Origin of the sequence: Methylobacterium sp. 391_Methyba4, from assembly GCF_029691625.1 — a bacterium.
GTDB classification, from domain to species: Bacteria; Pseudomonadota; Alphaproteobacteria; order Rhizobiales; family Beijerinckiaceae; genus Methylobacterium; species Methylobacterium fujisawaense.
On the sequence record NZ_CP121475.1, the window covers coordinates 3,612,984 to 3,632,424 of the forward strand.

Genomic DNA, 19,441 nt, shown 5'->3' on the forward strand with positions numbered 1-19,441 from the left:
AGCCGCGGGCGTTCCGCCGCCGACCGATCCACCCCGTGGGTAATTACAAGTCCGCGGAAAGAGCATTTTGAGACGATTGGACGAGCCGCAACGAAGGTCCACTTCTCTGGACTAAACAACAAATGCGGCTCAGTCGCTTTCAGTTAGACTACGTCACGTGAGAGCGCCAGCGCACGCAGAACCGGTCGTTCAGCTTTGCGCCCATTCCGGCCATCTAACGAGCCGCCGACTGATCCGCCCCCAATGAAGTGGTCCGCCCTTTGGTATGGCTTTGAGCCTGGAGGACGGATCGATGTCGAGGAAGCGACCCAAGCCTGAGGAGATCGTCGCCAAGCTGCGGCAGGCGGACGTGCTGGTCGGGCAAGGCCAGAGCGTGGCGGAGGCGATCCGCGCGATCGGCGTGAGTGAGGTGACCTACTACCGCTGGCGGCGTGAGTACGGCGGCCTGAAGTCGGATCAGGTCCGGCGGATGAAGGATCTGGAGACGGAGAACCAGCGGCTCAGAAAAGCCATCGCCGATCTCACCCTGGACAAGCTGATCCTGCAGGAAGCCGCCCGGGGAAACTGACCAGCCCCGCGCGCCGACGCGCCTGCATCGAGCATGTCCGGACCGTGCTGAAGGTCTCCGAGCGTCGGGCCTGCAAGGCACTCGGGCAGCATCGCTCGACACAGCGCAAGGCGCCGCGGGGCAAAGATGACGAGGCGGCGCTCGTCGCCGAGCTGATCGAATTTGCCCGTAGCTACGGGCGCTACGGCTATCGGAAGGTCGCCGCCCTACTGCGGGCGGACGGCTGGCTGGTCAACGACAAGCGGGTCGAGCGCCTATGGCGGCAGGAGGGGCTGAAGGTCCCGGCCCGCCAGCCCAAGCGCGCACGGCTGTGGGACGGGGATGGTTCCTGTATCCGGCTGCGCCCGGAGCACCGCAATCACGTCTGGTCCTACGACTTCGTCGAGACGCGCACCCACGACGGGCGCAAGTTCCGGATGCTCAACGTCCTCGACGAGTTCAGCCGCGAGTGCCTGGCCATCCGAGTGGATCGCAAGCTCAAGGCGGCCGACGTGATCGATGTGCTGTCCGACCTGTTCATCCTGCGCGGCGTGCCGGCGCACATTCGGTCAGACAATGGTCCGGAGTTCATCGCCAAGTCGGTGCAGTCCTGGATTGCGGCCGTTGGCGCAAGGACGGCCTACATCACCCCTGGTTCGCCGTGGGAGAACGGATATGTCGAGAGCTTCAACGCACAGATACGCAACGAGCTGCTGAATGGCGAGATTTTTTACACGCTCAAGGAGGCGCAGATCATGATCGAGGGCTGGCGACGGCACTACAATACGGTTCGGCCGCATGGCGCATTGGGCTACCGGCCGCCAGCGCCAGAGGTGTTCGTGCCAGCTATAGCCGCTAGGCCGGCTGCACCGGCCAAGCTCGCCGTGGTCCAGCGACCAACCCTGCACTAACTTTGACCTTGGACCACCTCGTGGGGGCCGATCACGACGCGCCTCCATAGCGGACGCTCACCGTGAAGGCTGCGGCGGCGGCCCATTCGCATAAGGGCACGATATGGAGCGGCGCAGTGCCTCCGTGGCCCTTGGGATCCGATGTGCGCTCTGGGAAGGCCTTCTTCCAGGCTGCCGGTGAGGGCGGGGCCTACAACCGGGTAGGGTGGAAAGCGGGCGGTCTGCTTGAGAGCGGGCGGGGCTTTGAAACAGACATGGTCGCTACCGGAAGGTCCGCTGGGGCCGGGATACATCTCCACCTCGACCACGTTACTGAAGGAGTGGTCCGGCTGATCCGCCGCGACAGGCGCACGGCCTTCACCGTGCGCCGCAGGTCGCTCAGCTCTTGGAAGAAGTCATAGCGGATGAGCGGCAGCGTTTCCGAGCGCGTACTCAGGCGGTCCAGAAGCTCAGGCATCAGCAGCCGTGCCGTCGTCCCGTAGCGGCTGCGGCGATCCCCCAGCGCCGCAACTTCGGACTGCAGTTTGCCTTAGGCCCGCAGCCAGATCGCCTGGTAGTGCAGCGCCAAGAAGGTATAAGACACGGCTTACAGATGCAGTGAGCGTGGACTTTGCCCTGCTGGACACGCCGATTGCCCGGTCATGCAGGTCTCATCTGCAAAGAACCCGTTTCGGCGATGCTGGCACGAGAGCGCCACCCTTGACGAGGGCATCGAGCGCCGCGAGGATCTCGTCGCCGCTGTCAAGGCTTCCGAACGCCTCGGCTACCTCGCCGGCCCGGACCCGGAAGCTCGGTTCGTTCAACACGCGTAGGGCGGCCGTGCGCAAGGTCTCAACGGTAGGCGCGTCCGTCGTGAGGTCGATACCAACCCCCGACCAGCCGATGCGCGCGCCGACCTCGGCTTTGTCCTCCGTCCGCCCCGCCGAGACGATCGGCACGCCCACGGCCAGCGCCTGCGAGACACTGCCATAGCCGCCGTTGGTCACAAGTAAGTCTACCTTCGGCAGCAGCAGGTCGAACGGCAGGAAGCTCGCGACCCGGGCATTGGCGGGAAGCGGTCCCCGCAAGACGTCCAAGGGCCGCCCGCCAGTGGTCGCGACAACGAGCAGGTCGTCCCGGTCGGCGAGCGCGGTCAGTGTCGGCTCGACCAGAGCCCCGAAGTCCGCATTGGCGAGTGTGCCCTGCGTGACCAGCACGACGTGGCCGCCCTCCTCGCGCCACGCGTCGAGCTCGGGCCACCAAGTCGGCACCGGTATGTCGGCGTGCGGGTTGGGCAAGAGGCCGACGAAGCGTAGGCCGGACGGGAGCGCACCGAAGTCGTACTCGAAGGCGGGGACCGTCGGCTGGAGGAAGAGATCCGGCAGCACGACGATCGAGTGAGGCAGGGAAGCCGGCAGGGGCGGAAGCCCGAGTCCGGCGAGCAGGCCGTCCGTGTGGGCGCGCACGGGATTGACGAAGGCGGCATCCGTCCCCGCCTTCAAGGCGGAGTAGCGCATCCGCTCGGCTTCGTCTCCTGCCGGCGGCAGGCCGGCCCCCACCGGCGCGTGATCAGGCCGATCGAGGAAGAGGAAGCTGACGTTCAGGACGGCGATCGGCGGCCGGGGTTGCCTGTCGAGGAGCAAGGGCAGCACGCCAAGGAAAAGGCTGCCGGCGATCACGATATCAGGCCGATGATCTGCGATCAGCCTCCGCAAGCCGGCTGCTTGGCCAGGCATGCCGTCGATGAAGCGCCGCTCGAATTCATGCCGCCAGCGTTCCGGTCCCGGCGGCAGGCTGACGTCGAGGTAGGCGGCGGCTCCACCATCATTGCACGGGACGAAACGCAGACCTGCTGCCTCGATCCGGGTCCGAAACGTCTCGGCCGTTGTGAACAGCACGTCGTCGCCGCGGGCGCGCAGGAGGTTTCCGATGGCCAGCAGCGGATTGACATGCCCTGTCAAAGCCGAGGCCGCGATCAGGACTTTCATCTTGAAACTCCGTAGCTTTGGAATTGAGAACACTCACTCGGCGTCGCGAACGAAGTGTAGCTGTTCCGAATATATCGACCGCAGCTCGCAAGGAATACGCGACCGCAGCGTGCACGTCGATTGCTGCTATTTTGGACTGAACGATCCCGAACGCGCTGGTGTTTCGGCTCAGGTGCGTGACCAGCTAGTCTCAGATGGAAGCCTCATCGAGATACAGGCTTTATGGATACCTCATCGGCTACGTGGAAGCTGCGACTCGTCTGCTTCGGACACATCGAATAGAGTACATATCACTGCGACCGGCAGCGGAGACGACAGATCGACGGAGTGACAGAACTGCGAGTGTCCGCAACAGACATCGATAAGGCCACCCACCTTCTGGGTAATTCTCTCGCGCAATGCAAACAGACGCAAGACCTGGGAATCACGAAAAGAGAGTCGCTCGCGCAATGCTCATTATCAAATCGAAACTGCGATGACGGCCTTGCAGTCAAGCCTCGCCATTTCAATCGAGGTTTTGCTTGGCCATGAAGTTTCGGACTAACGCTGCAATCTCGTCGACGCGCTCATCAAGCGCGAAGTGTCCCGCATCGAGAATGTGGATTTCTGCGTCCGGAAGGTCTTTCCTGTAGGCTTCGGCACCGCCGATCGCGAAGGACGGATCGTATCGCCCCCAGACGACGAGGGTTGGAGGCCGCTTCTGCCGGAGCCAAGTCTGCCACATCGGATAGGAGGCGACGTTGGTACGATAGTCATAAAACAGATCGGACTGGATCTGTCGTTGACCTGGCCGGGACAGATGGGCGAACTCGTCGAGCCACAGATGCGGGTCGTATCGCTTTGGATGCGGGCTGGTTCCGAGATGACGCTGCTTCGTCGTCTCCAGGGAGAGGAAGCTATCGATCACCGCGTCCTCATGGGAGGCGCGGTCGTGCCAGAATGCCCGACGGGTTGCCCAGAGCGGTCCAAGCCCATCCTCATGAGAGACAGCATTCTGGATGATCAGCGCCTGCACACGTTCGGGATGTGCAAGAGCCAGCCTCATGCCTATGGGGCCGCCATAATCCTGAAGGAAGAGGCTGTACCGGTTCAGGCCGATCTTTTCCGCAAACTGGTCGATCGTGCCGGCGACATGGTCGAACGTGTAGGCATATCGCTCCGGCGGTGGCGCCTCGCTCAGGCCGAAGCCCGGATAATCGGGTGCCACCAGATGGAAGCGGTCTGCGAGACGAGGGATCAGCGTCTCGAACATGGCCGAAGATGATGGAAAGCCGTGAAGCAGAAGGATTGTCGGAGCGTCCTTCGGGCCGGCTTCTCGATAGAAGATTGTAACGCCGTCGACCGCAACCGTACGATAGGTTGTGTCGACGGATGTCATTGAGGCCGTCTCGGCCGACGCAGTTGGAGAAGCAATCAGCGCCGTTGTCGCGAGAAGGGGTGCAAGCGCTCTGAACATCGTTGTACCTCTCGAGTACGGGTGGCTTCTCAGCCGCGGATGCTGTGCGTCGAGCGATATCCGTCATGACGCACGCAGCCTTTCGGAGCGGGCGTGCGAAGTCCTGGCTGGAACCGCTCGATGCCCGCGTGCCTGTCCGATCGAGCCAACCACAAGGCTCGGCGGAGCGGCCGCAGGCACCACACGCCGCTTCAAGGTTCACCGAGCCAAACCGGGTCTCTGTAAACCCTGCCTGTCACTCCGGAAGCTGCCGCGCATCATTTTCTCAATGATGGGTATCCGTCGACATAGATCCAGTTCGTCGATCGAGCAGGAACGTGACACCCTAAACATTCGTCTCGATAGCTGACTGTCGTGGCTTTGTCGGGCTGACCCGCATCGAACCACGACCAGCCCCAACCTTCGCCCCAAAGTGGGTTGTCTTGGTGAGTATTTCCGGCGTCGCGCACCATGACGAACCAACCTTTGAGATGATCCGCACGACTTACCGTCCCGGTCGTAAATTCACCGGTGCTGGTTTCATAAACTTCTTTGACCAGGGTAGCGCCGTCTGGAAACGAACCCTCGTTGCGATAGGTCTGCGCAGCACCGGGTGATGCGTAGACCACGTGCATCTCCTTCGAACCCCGGCCATTCTCCGATGCGACCGCCCAGGAACCGAGGAACCGGTAGCGTTCCCGGTAGTCGCTCGGCACGCGGATATTGCCGGATTCATCCACAAGCTGCGGCTTCTTTTGGTCTATCGGCTGAGCGGAAGGCTGACTCAGCAATCCCGCCGACGTGGCCAGCAGCGTCAATGCGCCAGAGACATGGAGCAGATAGCGACGATACATATCGTATCTCCACACAGTATACGATCTAACTAATCGTCCAATCGCGGATAGAACTGTGTCCAGACTTCATCTTTCTTTGCTGAGGCCATGTGGCAGTAGGCGCATTCGCTTTTCGGGCGCACCGTTGCAGTTGCCGCTTTCGGCTCGTGGTGATTGAAGTTGAAGTAACCCCATCCGCCGGTCGAGGTATACCGCGCTGTGTCTTTGACCGTCACGTCGGCTCCGTTGAGCTTGCCCGGAAAAAAGCCACGCCCAGATGGCTCGACGCGCGACCCGTCGGCCTCTTCTTTAGGTAGAGTCAACTGAAGTTCCTTGAAGAGGATGGTGCCCTCCGGAAAACTTCCGGTCCTCTTATATTCATCGTAGGAGCACGGCTCGATGTAGACGTTGTGATACTCTGGGAAGCCGGCGTGCCCGTTATTGAGTGCATTCGGTGTAAGAGGCGAGCCGACATAGATCCATCGCTCGAAGTGCTTCGGAAGGACCAGCTCCCCATCCGACGTGTACTCCGCTTTGTAGCAGCTCGATTGTTGCGCAATCGATGGGCTCGGATTCGACATTAATCCTGACACCGCCACCGATGCAGCAGCAACCCGGAGGAATGCAAACCTGGACATCGAACGTCATCCCCTCTCTCAACCGCCTTGAGGCGCCGCAACGTAGCGTGCGATTGAGCGCCCATCTGCGAGCCTACCGAAATGGAGCGTGCCGAAGGTCCGGAATTGGTTGCAGAACGTCTCGCACCTCTGTCGTCACCGTTGCGACGAGGGTTGATGGCGGACCGCGAGCATCCCACATGGGCGCGCCCTGATCGCACATCACGAGGTTTCCTGTAGCCACGGCGAAGCCGCCGAGGTTGCTTCGGATGTCGATAGGACCGCACATCCCACCTGTCCTGTGAACGGGGCGACGAATTGACCATCGATTGCTTGACACGGACCTGTGTTCACGCACACGAGCTGCACCTGATCTAGGTACGGAGAATTGAAAGTTCCTATTGTGCCAGCTACGATTTCACGACACACCGTCGATGCGGCCATCGACGTACTTGAAGTGAGCTTCGTCAAGTTGGTGGAGTGCCTCGTCGCATCCGGCTGGCGCCTCGAGTTGGCCGGCACCGATGCACCGAGCATCCATTACAACATAGCCGGTCGAGGCACGCTCATCACGAGCAGGAGTGCGCCCATCGATCTTCGGCCGCACACCCTCGTCATTCTTCCGAGGCACACGGCGTTCGCCCTCGAAACCCCCGGCGCATTACCCATGCGAACCGTCAACCGGGGGCCTCTGAGTTCGGCGCCCGGATCGGTCCGACGCTTCACAGCCGGCCCGAGTGCGGCCCACCTCGTCCTCGTCTGCGGTTACTTTCGGGCGCTGTATGGCACATCGATCGACGTCTTCGACACGCTTCGGGTGCCCATCGTCGAATACTTCGACGAAATCGATCAAATCGACCACAAATTTCGTGAGGCGGTCGACGAGCTCGCCGCACAGGAGGTCGGCACCGGAGCAATGGCCGCAGGCCTGCTCAAGCTTGTTCTCATTGCGATATTCCGGAGATCGCTCGTCTCGCAGCAAGTTTGGGCGGAGCGGTTCTCGTTGCTCAGCGATCCGCAGATCTCGCGGGCCTTCTCCGAAATGGCCGCGCGACCAGCGGCGGACCATACCGTATCGTCCCTCGCCCATGTCGCCGGTCTGAGCAGATCCGCCTTCCTGGCTCGCTTCACCAAGGCCTTCGGCACTTCGCCGATGTCGACGCTCAGGCAGCTGCGCATACGACACGCGGCGGCACTTCTGTCCACGAACGTACTGCCGATCGATCAGATCGCTCAAGCTGTCGGGTATCGGAACCGCAGCAGCTTCTCGAGAGCCTTCAAGAAGACGTACCTGATCGATCCGAGCGAGTATCGAAATCGAAAGGCGATACAAGAAGGCGAAGTTTACAACCCCGATCCATAAGATCGGGGTTGGACAGTAGATCTGTGCGGGGGCAACCGTAGCGAGGCTGCCCCCTATCGTCTGTCGTTTCACCGATCCGACGATCGTAAGGTGGATCGAGATCGTGACGTCAGCCGCGCGGCCGACCGTCGGGCCGTCGCACGGATGCCAGCAGCAGCGTTATCGACGCCGCCAGCAGGACGAGATCCTTGAGGAGGAACTGTCCGGGCATCGCGGAGATTGCGGGAAATCCACCGGCGGTGTGCTCGGCCACGCCGGGGGTGGTCACAAAGAACGTCAGTGTTATCAGGTACGTCGTGATCGACATCGCGGCACCCAGGGCCGAAACCACTGGAACGAAGGCGCCGACTGCGAGCGCGATCGCGGTCGACAGCTCCAAGATGCCGATCACACGGCTTGTTCCCTGAATGCCGAAGACGTCGTGCAACCAGCCCATGATGGGGCTATTCGCCACGAACGGGGCAATCCCGCCAGCCTCATAGGCCGTGAACTTCATGAAGCCGAACCAGAGAAAGATGACGACCAGCGACCAGCGCAGCGGCGAGAGACTGGATCTCAATCCGGCGGGGCCTTCGGCGGTCACGAACCAGGACTGATGCGGAGTGGTGGTAGTCATGGCGAAATCCTTTCGGGTCATGTTGCACGAGACAGGTGTGCGGGAACGCAGCGCGCGATTGCTGTCGTCGGTCGGACCTGTTCGACAGGTGGAGGGGTGATGGAGTGACTAGGCTGATCGGCCCCCACGAGGTGGTCCAAGGTCAAAGTTAGTGCAGGGTTGGTCGCTGGACCACGGCGAGCTTGGCCGGTGCAGCCGGCCTAGCGGCTATAGCTGGCACGAACACCTCTGGCGCTGGCGGCCGGTAGCCCAATGCGCCATGCGGCCGAACCGTATTGTAGTGCCGTCGCCAGCCCTCGATCATGATCTGCGCCTCCTTGAGCGTGTAAAAAATCTCGCCATTCAGCAGCTCGTTGCGTATCTGTGCGTTGAAGCTCTCGACATATCCGTTCTCCCACGGCGAACCAGGGGTGATGTAGGCCGTCCTTGCGCCAACGGCCGCAATCCAGGACTGCACCGACTTGGCGATGAACTCCGGACCATTGTCTGACCGAATGTGCGCCGGCACGCCGCGCAGGATGAACAGGTCGGACAGCACATCGATCACGTCGGCCGCCTTGAGCTTGCGATCCACTCGGATGGCCAGGCACTCGCGGCTGAACTCGTCGAGGACGTTGAGCATCCGGAACTTGCGCCCGTCGTGGGTGCGCGTCTCGACGAAGTCGTAGGACCAGACGTGATTGCGGTGCTCCGGGCGCAGCCGGATACAGGAACCATCCCCGTCCCACAGCCGTGCGCGCTTGGGCTGGCGGGCCGGGACCTTCAGCCCCTCCTGCCGCCATAGGCGCTCGACCCGCTTGTCGTTGACCAGCCAGCCGTCCGCCCGCAGTAGGGCGGCGACCTTCCGATAGCCGTAGCGCCCGTAGCTACGGGCAAATTCGATCAGCTCGGCGACGAGCGCCGCCTCGTCATCTTTGCCCCGCGGCGCCTTGCGCTGTGTCGAGCGATGCTGCCCGAGTGCCTTGCAGGCCCGACGCTCGGAGACCTTCAGCACGGTCCGGACATGCTCGATGCAGGCGCGTCGGCGCGCGGGGCTGGTCAGTTTCCCCGGGCGGCTTCCTGCAGGATCAGCTTGTCCAGGGTGAGATCGGCGATGGCTTTTCTGAGCCGCTGGTTCTCCGTCTCCAGATCCTTCATCCGCCGGACCTGATCCGACTTCAGGCCGCCGTACTCACGCCGCCAGCGGTAGTAGGTCACCTCACTCACGCCGATCGCGCGGATCGCCTCCGCCACGCTCTGGCCTTGCCCGACCAGCACGTCCGCCTGCCGCAGCTTGGCGACGATCTCCTCAGGCTTGGGTCGCTTCCTCGACATCGATCCGTCCTCCAGGCTCAAAGCCATACCAAAGGGCGGACCACTTCATTGGGGGCGGATCAGTGTGAGGTCGAGACGGAAGACGTGGGCATTCTGGATCGCGTCCGTGAGACCTTCGGGGACGTGCGGATCGGCCCTTAAGGATCCGCTGCCGACCCAAACCGGTCACCCAGGCTCGTGCTTCATCCGGCTAAAAGCGGACTTCGGAATCTATGGCCGCGGATGACTGCGATTGCTCGAATGCAGAATAGCAGATTTCGAGCGATCAGGTGGCGGGAGCATCCTTCGTGGTGCGTCAATGTTAGATCGACTCAGGCCTTACGCTCTGCAATTTTATGGGCCGACCAACCAGTAGGATCCCTATAGCGACCCACTTCAGCACGACGAGTCGTGGCTGACTCCACCTTCAAACCGTCGGATCTACGGTTCGGACCCAAGAGGCTTCACCCGAGCCTGCTCTCCTCAGCTTGTCGCAGGGGCTTGCAATCACGTTAGCTTGGCACGTCCGTCCTGCCTTCGGCCAAAGGCTCGGACGCCAGTGGCCAGCGCAGGCTCCTCAACCTTCAGGTCGGCTACAGGAGGCTTGCTTGTCCGCGAGATTGAAAAGCCGGATCGGATGATCGTCAGCAGGAAGGCGGTCAGCATCAACACAAAAGCGCCAAACGAGATGATCCGCTGCTGCATGTGCTCTATCCCGAGCGTGGTCCCGATCCGACTAGGATCCATGGTCGCGCGCAGCAGGCGTGCACGTTCACCGGACCAACTGCCAAACACGAGATAGTTGAGCGTCCCGCCGACGCGGCTTGGATCACGTCGAGCAACGTACTCGATGTGGCACGTCGACACGAGATAGTACCAGCGCGTGCATTTCGACTCCTTGATCGCCAGGTCGTCGACCAGTACCCAGCGTCCGCCGACTTGCAGATCGCTCGCGAGCTGTGGTCCTGCGTACACCAGAGGACCTACGAGCGTGAACGTTAGGGCGGCAAGGAACAGGAGGGTCCGAACCATCTGTCTGCCTCCGATAGCTGTGCGATGCGTGCAGCTGTGGTGCGTAAGCGGGACTTAAACATTTCAGCGAGGACGGGACGTTAGCCCCGCGCTTTAGCGAACAACCGTTTGCCGGACCAAGCCATGAAGGCTGCCATGGCGCCGACGCCGAGCAACGTCGGCAGGCTGCCAGCGAGGAGGCCGCCGGCTAGCGCCGCGAAGCCCCAAAGCAGGGCAAAACTCCAGCAGATCAGGCCGCGCATATAGTACGTGCCAGCTCTGGCCGCCGCAGCACCGGCGACGGCCGCGGATCGTGCCCCGGTGACGACTGCGCTCTCGCGTCCCCAGACTTCGGTCGGCTTGCGGATCATCAGGCTGCCCGCCCTGCCTTGAGCGCAGCCAGCCGCTGGGCGACGGCCGCGCTCTTCTGCAATGCGTCGATCTCCGCAACCCGGTGGATCGTCCCTGCTTCAGCCGGTGTGAAGCCGACGCCGCCCACACCCTTCATGGCGCGCTCGAACGCCTTCTCCGCAACGTCGAGCCGCTGACCGGGCGTGTGTTCACGACGCATGGAACCGGAGCCATTCCCCGCCTCGCCTTTGGAGACCTCGAAGGCGGCAAGCGCTTCCTCCATCTGCCCCTTGCGCGCCACCAGTGCCGCGAGGCCGGCCTCCAGTTCTGCCTCCTCAACCCGAACCTGCGCCTGCACATCATCGAGCGCCCTGGCTTGGGTCTCAAAGTCGATCTGCCGGGACAGGGCCGCCTCGGCGAGATCCTCTCGGCCCTCATCGACGGCGAAGGCGGCTTTACCACCCAGATCCTCGATGCGTTTCGCGAGCAGCTGTTGCTGGCGCGCTGCCTGCAGCCGACGCACCGTGATGCTTTCGAGTTCCGCCTTCGCCTGATCGATGGCCCGCTCCGCTTCACGGACGGCTTCGCGCATCACAGCCGGGCCACCTGCGGCTTCCAGCCTGTCGATCGCGTCCTCGACAGAGGCCGATAAAATCCGCGATATCCGTGAAAAGATGGATTCAGACATGGCTCACCTCAACAGCATCCATGAAGCAGGATCGCCTGTCGCCCATTGAATTTAAATTAATACCGAACAGTAATTATCGGTGAGATAAACAGTTTCTATACCCGGCGCCTCTATCCTGGCACGTGTGTTGGGGAGAGGCTTGCCCTTATGATTGATACCAGTCTCGTCCTGCTGGCCATCGCGCTGGCCGCCGCTCCGTTCTACATCGTCGTAGCGACACGGAACCGGCTCGTGGCGCTTGATCAGCGTTGCGAGACGGCTTTCGCCGACATCGATGCGCACCTCAAGCACCGGCAGAACCTGATCCCCGGGCTGGTCGAGACGGTCAGAGGCTATGCCAAGCACGAGCACGATGTCCTGCTCAGCGTCATCCAGGCCCGCACCGCCGCCCTCGCGGCGATCCAGCCCGAGGCACGCCTTGAGGCTGAGAAGAACCTAACACAGACCATCAATGCCCTGATCGGGGCGGCCGAGCGCTATCCCGAGTTGAAGGCATCGAGCCACTTCACGGCGCTGCGCGACGAGTTTGTCGCCGCCGAGAACCGCATCACGGCGTCGCGCCGCTTCTACAACCTCTCTGTCGGCGAGTATGGGGCGACGCTGCGTCAGTTCCCCGGCAGCCTCATCGCGCGGCTCTGGAAGATGCAGCTGCGCAAGCCATTCGACCTTGGCATCGAGCGCGTCCTCATCGACGAACCTGTCGCCTTCAAGTTCTGACTTGCCTGCGAGATCCATATGCTGCGCGTCAACGGCCTGTTCGGCTGGATCGCCGCGAATGACCGGCGTTCGCTGGTCCTGTTCGCCGGCTTTCTCGCCGCTTTCCATGTTGGAGCCGTACTAGCGCTCTACTTGCCGCTTGCCGCCCTCGATCCAGAGCATGCGCCGGTCTTCACCTGGGTCGGCTACGCGAGCCGCTACCTGGTTCTGGTGACGCTCGCCGGCATCATCCTGTTCGTTGCGCTACTGCTCTGGCACGTTCACGCAGTGCGCAGGGTCATGGCGTTCACGTTCGTCGACGAGCAGGACGAGCCGCGCCTGTGCCGCATCGTCGAACCGCTGGCGCTCAGTATGGGATTGCCGGTACCTTATGTCGGCGTGATCCGTTCAAGTGCGCTGAATGCGTTCGCCTGCGGCATCCGACGCAAGGACGCGGTCGTCGTGGTGACCCGTGGGCTCATCGATGGTCTCGACGACGACGAACTGGCGGGAGTGGTCGCGCACGAACTCGCGCACATCCGCAATGGCGACATCCGCCTGATGGCGGCCGCCAACGTGTGCCTGCGCCTGCTCGATCTGTTGATTACGCCGCGGATGAAGGAAACCACTCCGCTTAAGGAACTCGTGGGTCTCCCGATCCTGACGTTGTGGTTTCCGCCGATCCTCGTGTTCGTGCTGATCGTCAGCTTCGTCGCCCAGTCGGCGCTGAAGGCGGGCCGGCTCGTTCGGCTTCTGATCTCCTCATCCCGGGAGTTTATCGCCGACGCAGTCGCCGTGGAGGCTACGCAAAACCCGGCCGCCCTCATCTCGGCCTTGCGGAAGGTGCACGGCCACAGCGCGATTGCTGGGCTTCCGTCCGGTCAAGACGCGATGATGATCGACGGCGCGGCCGAGGGCGGACTGGCGACACACCCGAGGATGGATGAGCGCGTGAATGCGATCATCGCGATGACCGGGTCGATGGCACTCATTGCACCTGCGCGGCGCGACACGCGCCCGGATGCACTGCGCCGACCGGCCGACCATCTGTGCGACGCATTTGTCAGCCCCGGCCGGCGCGAGGCGTTCCGAGCGATGAGCGCCCTCCGTCGCGTTGCCACCGACGACACAAGGAATTGGCTCGGCCTGACCCGCAACATGAGCTACGGCGTCATCTTGGCGGTGGCAGCAATCCTGTGTTGCAACGCCAAGCGCCTCGACCGCCCAGCCGTATTGATCGAGATCTTCGATCCGCAGCCCTTCAACGTGTTCCTCGCGGCTGCAGCCAAGGGTATGGCCTGCAATATTGGGGCGATCGCCTCAATGGCTAACGTTCCACATCTGGCTCGAAAGTGCGATCCGAAAGAGTTGAGCGCGTTCCTCTCCGTACAAAGCGAGCATGCTGGGCCGTTTGGCGCGATGTTGACTATGATGGCCGACGCACCGGATGGCACCTTTGCATCGACTAAGATCATTCGGAACAAAGAAGTTGGTCGTTAACTCATCCAGCACGGTCGAGCGCACGACCAGCCAAACAGCACGATCTGTTTGCAGGTCCGGTTTGGTTGCGTCGGTCCTCGTAAGCGGACAGGCAGGAAACCACCCGGAGCGGTCATTCAGCTGTTTCGACCGTTATGTACAAAAAACGAACGTTTTCCCGACGATCACTGACCACGCATGCTCGGTCGACCAAAACGATTGCAACCGCGTCGGAGAACCGTGTCGGCTATTCAAACGTCGGCAAAACGCGCGTCACAGACGCCTGTAGCAAGAATGCTGCGATGTCCGGTTTAGCGCCTCGCGGTGCCGAAATCAGCCAGTCGGCTTTCGTGAAGAGTTTCGGGCGCCGGCAGGCGTACGAAAGTCTCCGAGGAACGAACCCGCGGAGACCGAGGCAGTCGGCTATGGGGATTGAGCGATCCGGCCTGATGGCGCGGGCGAGCGCGATGGCCGGCGAGGGGCTCGGCGGAGATGGCGGGGTGATCCGCCGGGACAGGCCGACGGCCAGCACGGGGTGGTCGGAGCGATGGCCGGCGGGTCTCGGTCTGGATCGGGCGGCCGGAAGTGCGGGTCGAGGCGGTCGGGGCGCAACGCTCCTCCGGCCGCGGCTCGAAGGCCGGCGGCATGATGGTGGCTGACGACGTGCCGGGTCACGGTGCTCTCATCCCGGTCAGGGCGGACGCGGTCGGCGGACCGCGCGGTTGCAGGAAGCGGCCGAAGGTCTCGACGACCGTCATGCGGCCGCCGCAGCACCGGCAGGGTGAGCGCCAGTCGGGCGGCGCCGTGGGCTCGGGCGGGATGACCGGCGGCGGGACGGCGAGCAGCGCTCGGATACGGGTGAGGTTGGCCCGGCGGCCGGCGCTGGCGAGCAGACCGTAGTGGCGGATGCGGTGGAAGCCCTTGGGTAGGACGTGCAGCAGGAAGCGCCGGATAAACTCGTGCGGGCCCAGCGTCAGGGTGCCGTAGCGCTCAGGCCCGTCGCGACGGTAGTCCTTGATGCGGAAGGTGACGCCGGCCTCATCGAAGCTCATCAGCCGGCTGTTCGAGATCGCCACACGGTGGGTGTAGCGCGACAGGTAGGCCAGCACCGCCGCGGGACCGGCGAACGGGGCTTTGGCGTAGACGACCCAGCGCTTCGTCCGGGCCGGGGACAGATGGCGCAGGAAGGCGCGGCGCTCGGCCAGGGGCGCTAGGCCGCCAAAGAAGACGAGCCGTCCGGCCGCGTGCAGCGCGCTCAGCCCGACCAGGAACAGGCGGCGGAACAGCTTGCCCAGCACCCGCACCGGCAGGAGGAAGGCCGGCCGCGACGACACCCACCGTGCACCATCAGGCGAGAGGCCGCCGCCGGGCACGATCATGTGGACGTGGGGATGATGCGTCAGCGCCGAGCCCCAGGTGTGCAGCACGGCGGTCAGGCCGATGCGGGCGCCGAGGTGCCTGGGATCGGCAGCGATGGTCAGCATCGTCTCCGACGCCGCGCGGAACAGCAGGTCGTAGACGGCGGCCTTGTTCTGGAGGGCGATGTCGGCGACCTGCGTCGGCAGGGTGAACACGACGTGGAAGTAGCCCACCGGCAGCAGGTCGGCCTCGCGCTCGGCCAGCCATGTGCGGGCCGCCGCCCCTTGGCATTTGGGGCAGTGCCGGTTGCGGCAGGAGTTGTAGGCGATCCGCCGGTGGCCGCAGTCGCCGCAGCCCTCGACGTGGCCGCCGAGCGCGGCGGTGCGGCAGTGCTCGATCGCCGCCATGACCTTGAGCTGCCGCAGGCTCAGGTGGCCGGCCTGGGCCGCCCGGTAGGCCGGCCCAGCAGCGCGGAAGACGTCGGCGACCTCGATCGCGGCGCGCACCGTCTCAGCCGGGCGCGATCTCTCCCGTCTTGAACAGACCCAGCTTGTCCAGCGGACTGGTCACGGTGCGTACCGTGCGGGTGGCGACCTTGGTGTAGAACGCCGTGTTCTCCAGCTTGGCGTGCCCGAGCAAGACCTGGATCACCCGGATGTCGATGCCGTCCTCCAAGAGGTGGGTGGCGAAGCTGTGGCGCAGGGTGTGCGGGCCGACCCGCTTGGCGATATCGGCCGCCCGGGCCGCCTCGACCACGATGCGGTGGAGGTGGCGGGTGCTGATCGGCTTCATCGGATGCTGGCCCGGGAACAGCCAGCCGTCACGCTGCATGACGCCCTGCTGGCGTCCGACCTTCCACCACTGGCGCAGCAGGGTGAGCAGGTCCGCCGGGAGCAGCGCGTTGCGGTATCGTCCGCCCTTGCCGCGCTCGACCCGGATGAGCATGCGCGCGCTGTCGATGTCGATGACTTTGAGCGCTGCGACCTCGGCCACGCGCAGGCCGGCGCCGTAGGCCACCGACAGAGCAGCCTGATGCTTGAGGCAGGTGGTGGCGTCGAGCAGCCGGGTGACCTCGTCGCGGCTGAGCACCACCGGCAGCGTGAGCGGATAGGCGAGCCGGACGAGCCGCCGCGCGAGGTCGGGCCGGTCGAGGGTGTGGGTGAAGAAGAAGCGCAATGCCGAGACGATGGCGTTGAGGGTCGGCACCGGCACGCCGGCCTCGCGCTGCTCGACCTGGAAGCGGCGCAGGTCCTCCGCGGTGGTCGTGTCGGGCCGGCGCCCGAGGAAGGTGGCGAGGCGGCCGACGTCGCGGATGTAGTTGCGCTGGGTCTCGTGCGAGAACCGGCGCAGGCTCATGTCATCGATCAGGCGCTGGCGCAGGGGGCTGACCGCGCTGGCGGGGAGAAGATCGTGCATCGTGGGGCTCCTCGGATGAAGGAGCCGCGATGCTCGGCCCGCCTCCGACGGGCCTCAAACGATACGCGACGGTCCCGACCCTACCGCGCCCTCACCACACGCACCCTCCCGCGCAGCGGGTTCGTTCTTCGGCCAGACGACGTCATGCCGGATCGCCATCGCGCGCAGAATCGGACATTCGGCTTGGCGCCCATCCGAGTGCACTGACGCGGAGGTAGGATTCACGCATGGGGTGAGGCGTGCGAGTCCTCGCCAGAGCTCAGACGGTATGCGTGCTCCTTAATCCGACCTGATCCGCCCCCACTGGAGTGGTCCGCCCTGAGGTATGGCCTGCGGGCCAGGGTCACGGAAGCCAACGCCCAGATACTTAAGCCAAGCAAATAGACTCTGATGCAGTGACCCTCGAACGCCTCGACGCTGGCCGGGTCGTAGACGGCCGCAAGACGGTCGCGCTTGTCCGGCGCGGGCTAGTGGCCTCGGGCGCAAAGAAACCCGCTCACGCATTCGGGGCCGGAACTCGATGATCAGACGGGTCTGGGCGCGCGCCGACAAACTTCGCGCGCCCAGGCCGACACACTACCCGCTCCTGCCGACAAACTTCCTGCGCTCGCACATCAGGCCTCGCAGCATCAGCCTCGTCCTGCGAGCAGGGGACCGGCCAGGATCCTGTTGAGTCCGATCACGCCGAGCAGGACGGCGGCGTGCAAGGCGAGATCCGTCGCGGTGGCGTCGTAGGAGTGGAACGGCATCAGCATCGTCGCGGCGACCGCGGCGACGGCCAGGCCCCCCAACGCCGCCGTCAGGTTCGGCCGAAGCGGGCAGGCCCGGCGCACCATGACGACCATCAGCGCCGAAAGCGGCACAGACACACAGACCAGGACACCGAGGCACATCGTCATGTCGTGGGGCCCGGAGATGCCGGTGCCGGGAACAATCCGAACGTACAGGCAGCCCAGGCCGCTCGCGCCGATCCACAGGACGACGGCGGGCAGCGGCAGCAGCGCCCAAGCGCCGGAGCGTCCCGGCACGGCGGTGGCGAAGGCGGCGAGGGATGCAGTCACCGCCGTCGACATGGCCCCGAGCGCGGCGAGCATCAGGTTCGGTGCGCGCATCCGGATCAGAAAATCGCCCGCATCCATCCGTGTTGCTAGGATCAGTCCGACGAGCATCGCCCCCCCGAACCAGAACACGGCACGAACGCACGGCGCAGGCAGCGGCCGCACGGGTTTCAATCCTTCAGCGAGGTCCGCGACAAGCTTGTCGTGAGGGCTGAGCGTGACCATCACTCCTTCTCCTGGATCAGGCTGGCGCGCAGAGCCTCGATGGCTCGGTGCAGGTTGACCTTCAGCGCTCCCTTGCTGCGGCCGATGAGTCGCGCGGTGTCGTCCAGCGACAACTCGCGCAGGCCGAGATTCTCGATCGCCTGACGTTGGCACTCCGCCAGGGCGGCGACTGCGCGAGCCAGTGCCATGCTTCGCCCGCCCGCCCCCGGCGCCGTGCCGGTAGCGGGGCCGGGATCGACCTCGGCGCAATAGGCCAGGGGATCGTGGACCTCCTGCGGACCGCGGCCCGCCCGCCTCAATCGGTCGATCCCCCGGCGTCGGGCAATCGCGTGCAGCCACGGCAGGAAGGGTCGGCGGGGGTCATAGCCCGCTCTCGCCCGATGCACCGTCATGAGCGCGTCCTGCACGACATCGTCCACTGCCTCGCCCCTCACCCCCTGCGCCGGGCAATGCCCGCCACCACCGTCAGGCATGCCTTCGGGAGAATCCGGTAGGCCGCCGCGTCGCCGGCTTGCGCTGCCGCCAGCAAGCGGGCGAGATCCTCTTCGAGCGCCATCCGACTCCCGCCGATTTTTGCCCCGGCCCGCCTACGCTCTCATCGACAGCAGAGGTAATGACGAGGAGCGATGCGAAAAGCTCTCCGTCAGGTGGAGAAACGGCGGGGATCACCGGGCGACGGCCGGTTCGAGTGTCGCCGTCCGACTAAAGGCGTGCGGCGCCGAGGATGGTCCCGTCAGGTGCTTGGACCAGCACCGCCGCGGTCTCGCCTGCCGGTAGGGGAGTGCTGAGCGTCATCGCGGCACCCGACCATCGGCCGATCTCGCGCAGCGAACGCACGATGTTGGCCTGCTCGATCGTGCGACCGGCATTCTCGCCCCGCGCAACCCGCGTCGTGTGACTCGGGTCGAACCCGACCAGCACGACCGATCCGGAACCGCTCGCGGCTCCGAGTTTCACCGCCAAGCCGCCGCCATCCCGCACCAGGAAGACGGGGACCGATCGCCAAGCGCGTGCGCGTGCGACGGCGGCGCGCAACGCCGCCTCGTCGGAGCCGAGAACGTCCAGGTGACCATCGACGACGGCCTGAGGCGTATAGCTCGGACCACGCAACCGCGCCGCGTAGGCGCTCTGACGCGCCGTCGCGGCCGGCAGGGAATAGGCGTCACGCCAATCCAGGTGGTTCCAGTAGGTCACGTGGAACGCGAGCGGCAGCACGTCCGCACCCTCGTGAGCAAGCCGACCGAGCAGCGCCTCGGCGGGCGGACACGACGAGCAACTCTGCGAAGTGAACAGCTCGACGACCACCGGGCGCTCAGCCGCGCCGGCAGGCCCCAAGACGGACGACAGGAGCACGGGGGCGAGAAGGGTTGCGGCGTATCGCATTGTCGAGGCTCCGAGTTGCGAGCGATGCATGGAAGCTTCTCATCCGTTCGCCGCGCCCTGGGTCGCGGTTACTCGCCTTCGTAGCCGTAAAGTATGAAAATGATGCCGCGTCGTTGTACTCCGTGTCATCGATGAAGTGTTGATTTGATGCGTCTGGCCTCTGATGCTCCGGGTCGGACAGGAAGAGCCGTCA

The 19,441-nt window shown here is 64.2% G+C and carries 19 protein-coding genes; 4 read left to right on the plus strand and 15 right to left on the minus strand.

Features of this window, described 5'->3' with window-relative positions; genetic code table 11:
- Nucleotides 1–292 precede the first annotated feature (292 nt).
- A protein-coding gene (locus tag P9K36_RS16890) for an IS3 family transposase (RefSeq protein ID WP_089231777.1) occupies nucleotides 293–1,458 on the plus strand; the annotation gives its coding sequence in 2 pieces (ribosomal slippage) (nucleotides 293–557 and nucleotides 557–1,458; 1,167 coding nt in all).
- 650 nt (nucleotides 1,459–2,108) lie between these two features.
- Here the strand turns inward: P9K36_RS16890 and P9K36_RS16895 are convergent.
- The 4 genes from P9K36_RS16895 to P9K36_RS16910 form a co-directional block, all read right to left on the minus strand.
- On the minus strand, nucleotides 2,109–3,425 hold the full coding sequence (locus tag P9K36_RS16895; protein ID WP_043388184.1) for a nucleotide disphospho-sugar-binding domain-containing protein: 1,317 nt from the start codon (nucleotides 3,423–3,425) through the stop codon (nucleotides 2,109–2,111).
- Between the two features lie 505 nt (nucleotides 3,426–3,930).
- Nucleotides 3,931–4,803, minus strand: a complete 873-nt coding sequence (locus P9K36_RS16900) for an alpha/beta hydrolase (protein ID WP_230367017.1) — start codon at nucleotides 4,801–4,803, stop codon at nucleotides 3,931–3,933.
- A gap of 335 nt (nucleotides 4,804–5,138) precedes the next feature.
- Nucleotides 5,139–5,714: a cytochrome P460 family protein gene (locus P9K36_RS16905; RefSeq protein WP_081948859.1), complete on the minus strand. Its 576-nt coding sequence runs from the start codon at nucleotides 5,712–5,714 to the stop codon at nucleotides 5,139–5,141.
- Between the two features lie 29 nt (nucleotides 5,715–5,743).
- Nucleotides 5,744–6,331 (minus strand): cytochrome P460 family protein, encoded by a 588-nt coding sequence (locus tag P9K36_RS16910; protein WP_081948857.1) that lies wholly within the window; start codon nucleotides 6,329–6,331, stop codon nucleotides 5,744–5,746.
- Between the two features lie 367 nt (nucleotides 6,332–6,698).
- Between P9K36_RS16910 and P9K36_RS16915 the strand changes: the two genes are divergently transcribed.
- The gene (locus tag P9K36_RS16915) at nucleotides 6,699–7,673 is read left to right on the plus strand and encodes a helix-turn-helix domain-containing protein (RefSeq protein WP_043388181.1); all 975 of its coding nucleotides are present in this window, start codon (nucleotides 6,699–6,701) and stop codon (nucleotides 7,671–7,673) included.
- Between the two features lie 109 nt (nucleotides 7,674–7,782).
- Here P9K36_RS16915 and P9K36_RS16920 read toward each other — a convergent pair whose 3' ends face one another.
- The 5 genes from P9K36_RS16920 to P9K36_RS16940 form a co-directional block, all read right to left on the minus strand.
- The gene (locus tag P9K36_RS16920; protein ID WP_043388180.1) at nucleotides 7,783–8,289 is read right to left on the minus strand and encodes a DUF417 family protein; all 507 of its coding nucleotides are present in this window, start codon (nucleotides 8,287–8,289) and stop codon (nucleotides 7,783–7,785) included.
- A 148-nt stretch (nucleotides 8,290–8,437) separates the two neighbouring features.
- Nucleotides 8,438–9,603, minus strand: a protein-coding gene (locus P9K36_RS16925; protein ID WP_089231777.1) for an IS3 family transposase whose coding sequence is annotated in 2 segments (ribosomal slippage) — nucleotides 8,438–9,339 and nucleotides 9,339–9,603 — 1,167 coding nt in all. Because the reading frame shifts where the segments join, the coding sequence is not laid out codon by codon here.
- A gap of 486 nt (nucleotides 9,604–10,089) precedes the next feature.
- Complete coding sequence (locus P9K36_RS16930) at nucleotides 10,090–10,614, minus strand: hypothetical protein (protein WP_059410302.1); 525 nt, start codon at nucleotides 10,612–10,614, stop codon at nucleotides 10,090–10,092.
- 80 nt (nucleotides 10,615–10,694) lie between these two features.
- The gene (locus P9K36_RS16935; RefSeq protein ID WP_143739342.1) at nucleotides 10,695–10,964 is read right to left on the minus strand and encodes a hypothetical protein; all 270 of its coding nucleotides are present in this window, start codon (nucleotides 10,962–10,964) and stop codon (nucleotides 10,695–10,697) included.
- Nucleotides 10,964–11,632, minus strand: a complete 669-nt coding sequence (locus P9K36_RS16940; RefSeq protein ID WP_059410301.1) for a PspA/IM30 family protein — start codon at nucleotides 11,630–11,632, stop codon at nucleotides 10,964–10,966. Before P9K36_RS16940 ends, P9K36_RS16935 begins: the two co-directional genes overlap by 1 nt.
- 147 nt (nucleotides 11,633–11,779) lie before the next feature.
- Between P9K36_RS16940 and P9K36_RS16945 the strand changes: the two genes are divergently transcribed.
- Nucleotides 11,780–12,349 carry a LemA family protein gene (locus tag P9K36_RS16945; RefSeq protein ID WP_059410300.1) on the plus strand — a complete coding sequence of 190 codons (570 nt, stop codon included), beginning with the start codon at nucleotides 11,780–11,782 and terminating at the stop codon, nucleotides 12,347–12,349.
- Nucleotides 12,350–12,367: 18 nt separating this feature from the next.
- A complete protein-coding gene (locus tag P9K36_RS16950) occupies nucleotides 12,368–13,828 on the plus strand; it encodes a M48 family metalloprotease (protein WP_059410299.1) in 1,461 nt (486 codons plus the stop codon).
- A gap of 650 nt (nucleotides 13,829–14,478) precedes the next feature.
- On the opposite strand, the gene P9K36_RS16955 is transcribed toward P9K36_RS16950, so the two are convergent.
- The 6 genes from P9K36_RS16955 to P9K36_RS16980 all read right to left on the minus strand — a co-directional run bounded on the left by P9K36_RS16955 (nucleotide 14,479) and on the right by P9K36_RS16980 (nucleotide 19,248).
- Nucleotides 14,479–15,672 (minus strand): IS91 family transposase, encoded by a 1,194-nt coding sequence (locus P9K36_RS16955; protein ID WP_043388075.1) that lies wholly within the window; start codon nucleotides 15,670–15,672, stop codon nucleotides 14,479–14,481.
- A gap of 4 nt (nucleotides 15,673–15,676) precedes the next feature.
- Nucleotides 15,677–16,582 carry a tyrosine-type recombinase/integrase gene (locus P9K36_RS16960; protein WP_043388074.1) on the minus strand — a complete coding sequence of 302 codons (906 nt, stop codon included), beginning with the start codon at nucleotides 16,580–16,582 and terminating at the stop codon, nucleotides 15,677–15,679.
- A gap of 629 nt (nucleotides 16,583–17,211) precedes the next feature.
- Nucleotides 17,212–17,865: an NrsF family protein gene (locus P9K36_RS16965; RefSeq protein WP_043388073.1), complete on the minus strand. Its 654-nt coding sequence runs from the start codon at nucleotides 17,863–17,865 to the stop codon at nucleotides 17,212–17,214.
- Nucleotides 17,865–18,284 (minus strand): sigma-70 family RNA polymerase sigma factor, encoded by a 420-nt coding sequence (locus tag P9K36_RS16970; RefSeq protein WP_238232137.1) that lies wholly within the window; start codon nucleotides 18,282–18,284, stop codon nucleotides 17,865–17,867. Before P9K36_RS16970 ends, P9K36_RS16965 begins: the two co-directional genes overlap by 1 nt.
- A gap of 11 nt (nucleotides 18,285–18,295) precedes the next feature.
- Nucleotides 18,296–18,421 (minus strand): hypothetical protein, encoded by a 126-nt coding sequence (locus P9K36_RS16975; protein ID WP_278305567.1) that lies wholly within the window; start codon nucleotides 18,419–18,421, stop codon nucleotides 18,296–18,298.
- A 146-nt stretch (nucleotides 18,422–18,567) separates the two neighbouring features.
- Entirely contained in the window at nucleotides 18,568–19,248 is a 681-nt protein-coding gene (locus P9K36_RS16980) for a DUF1223 domain-containing protein (protein ID WP_043388072.1), read from the minus strand.
- Between the last annotated feature and the right edge of the window lie 193 nt (nucleotides 19,249–19,441).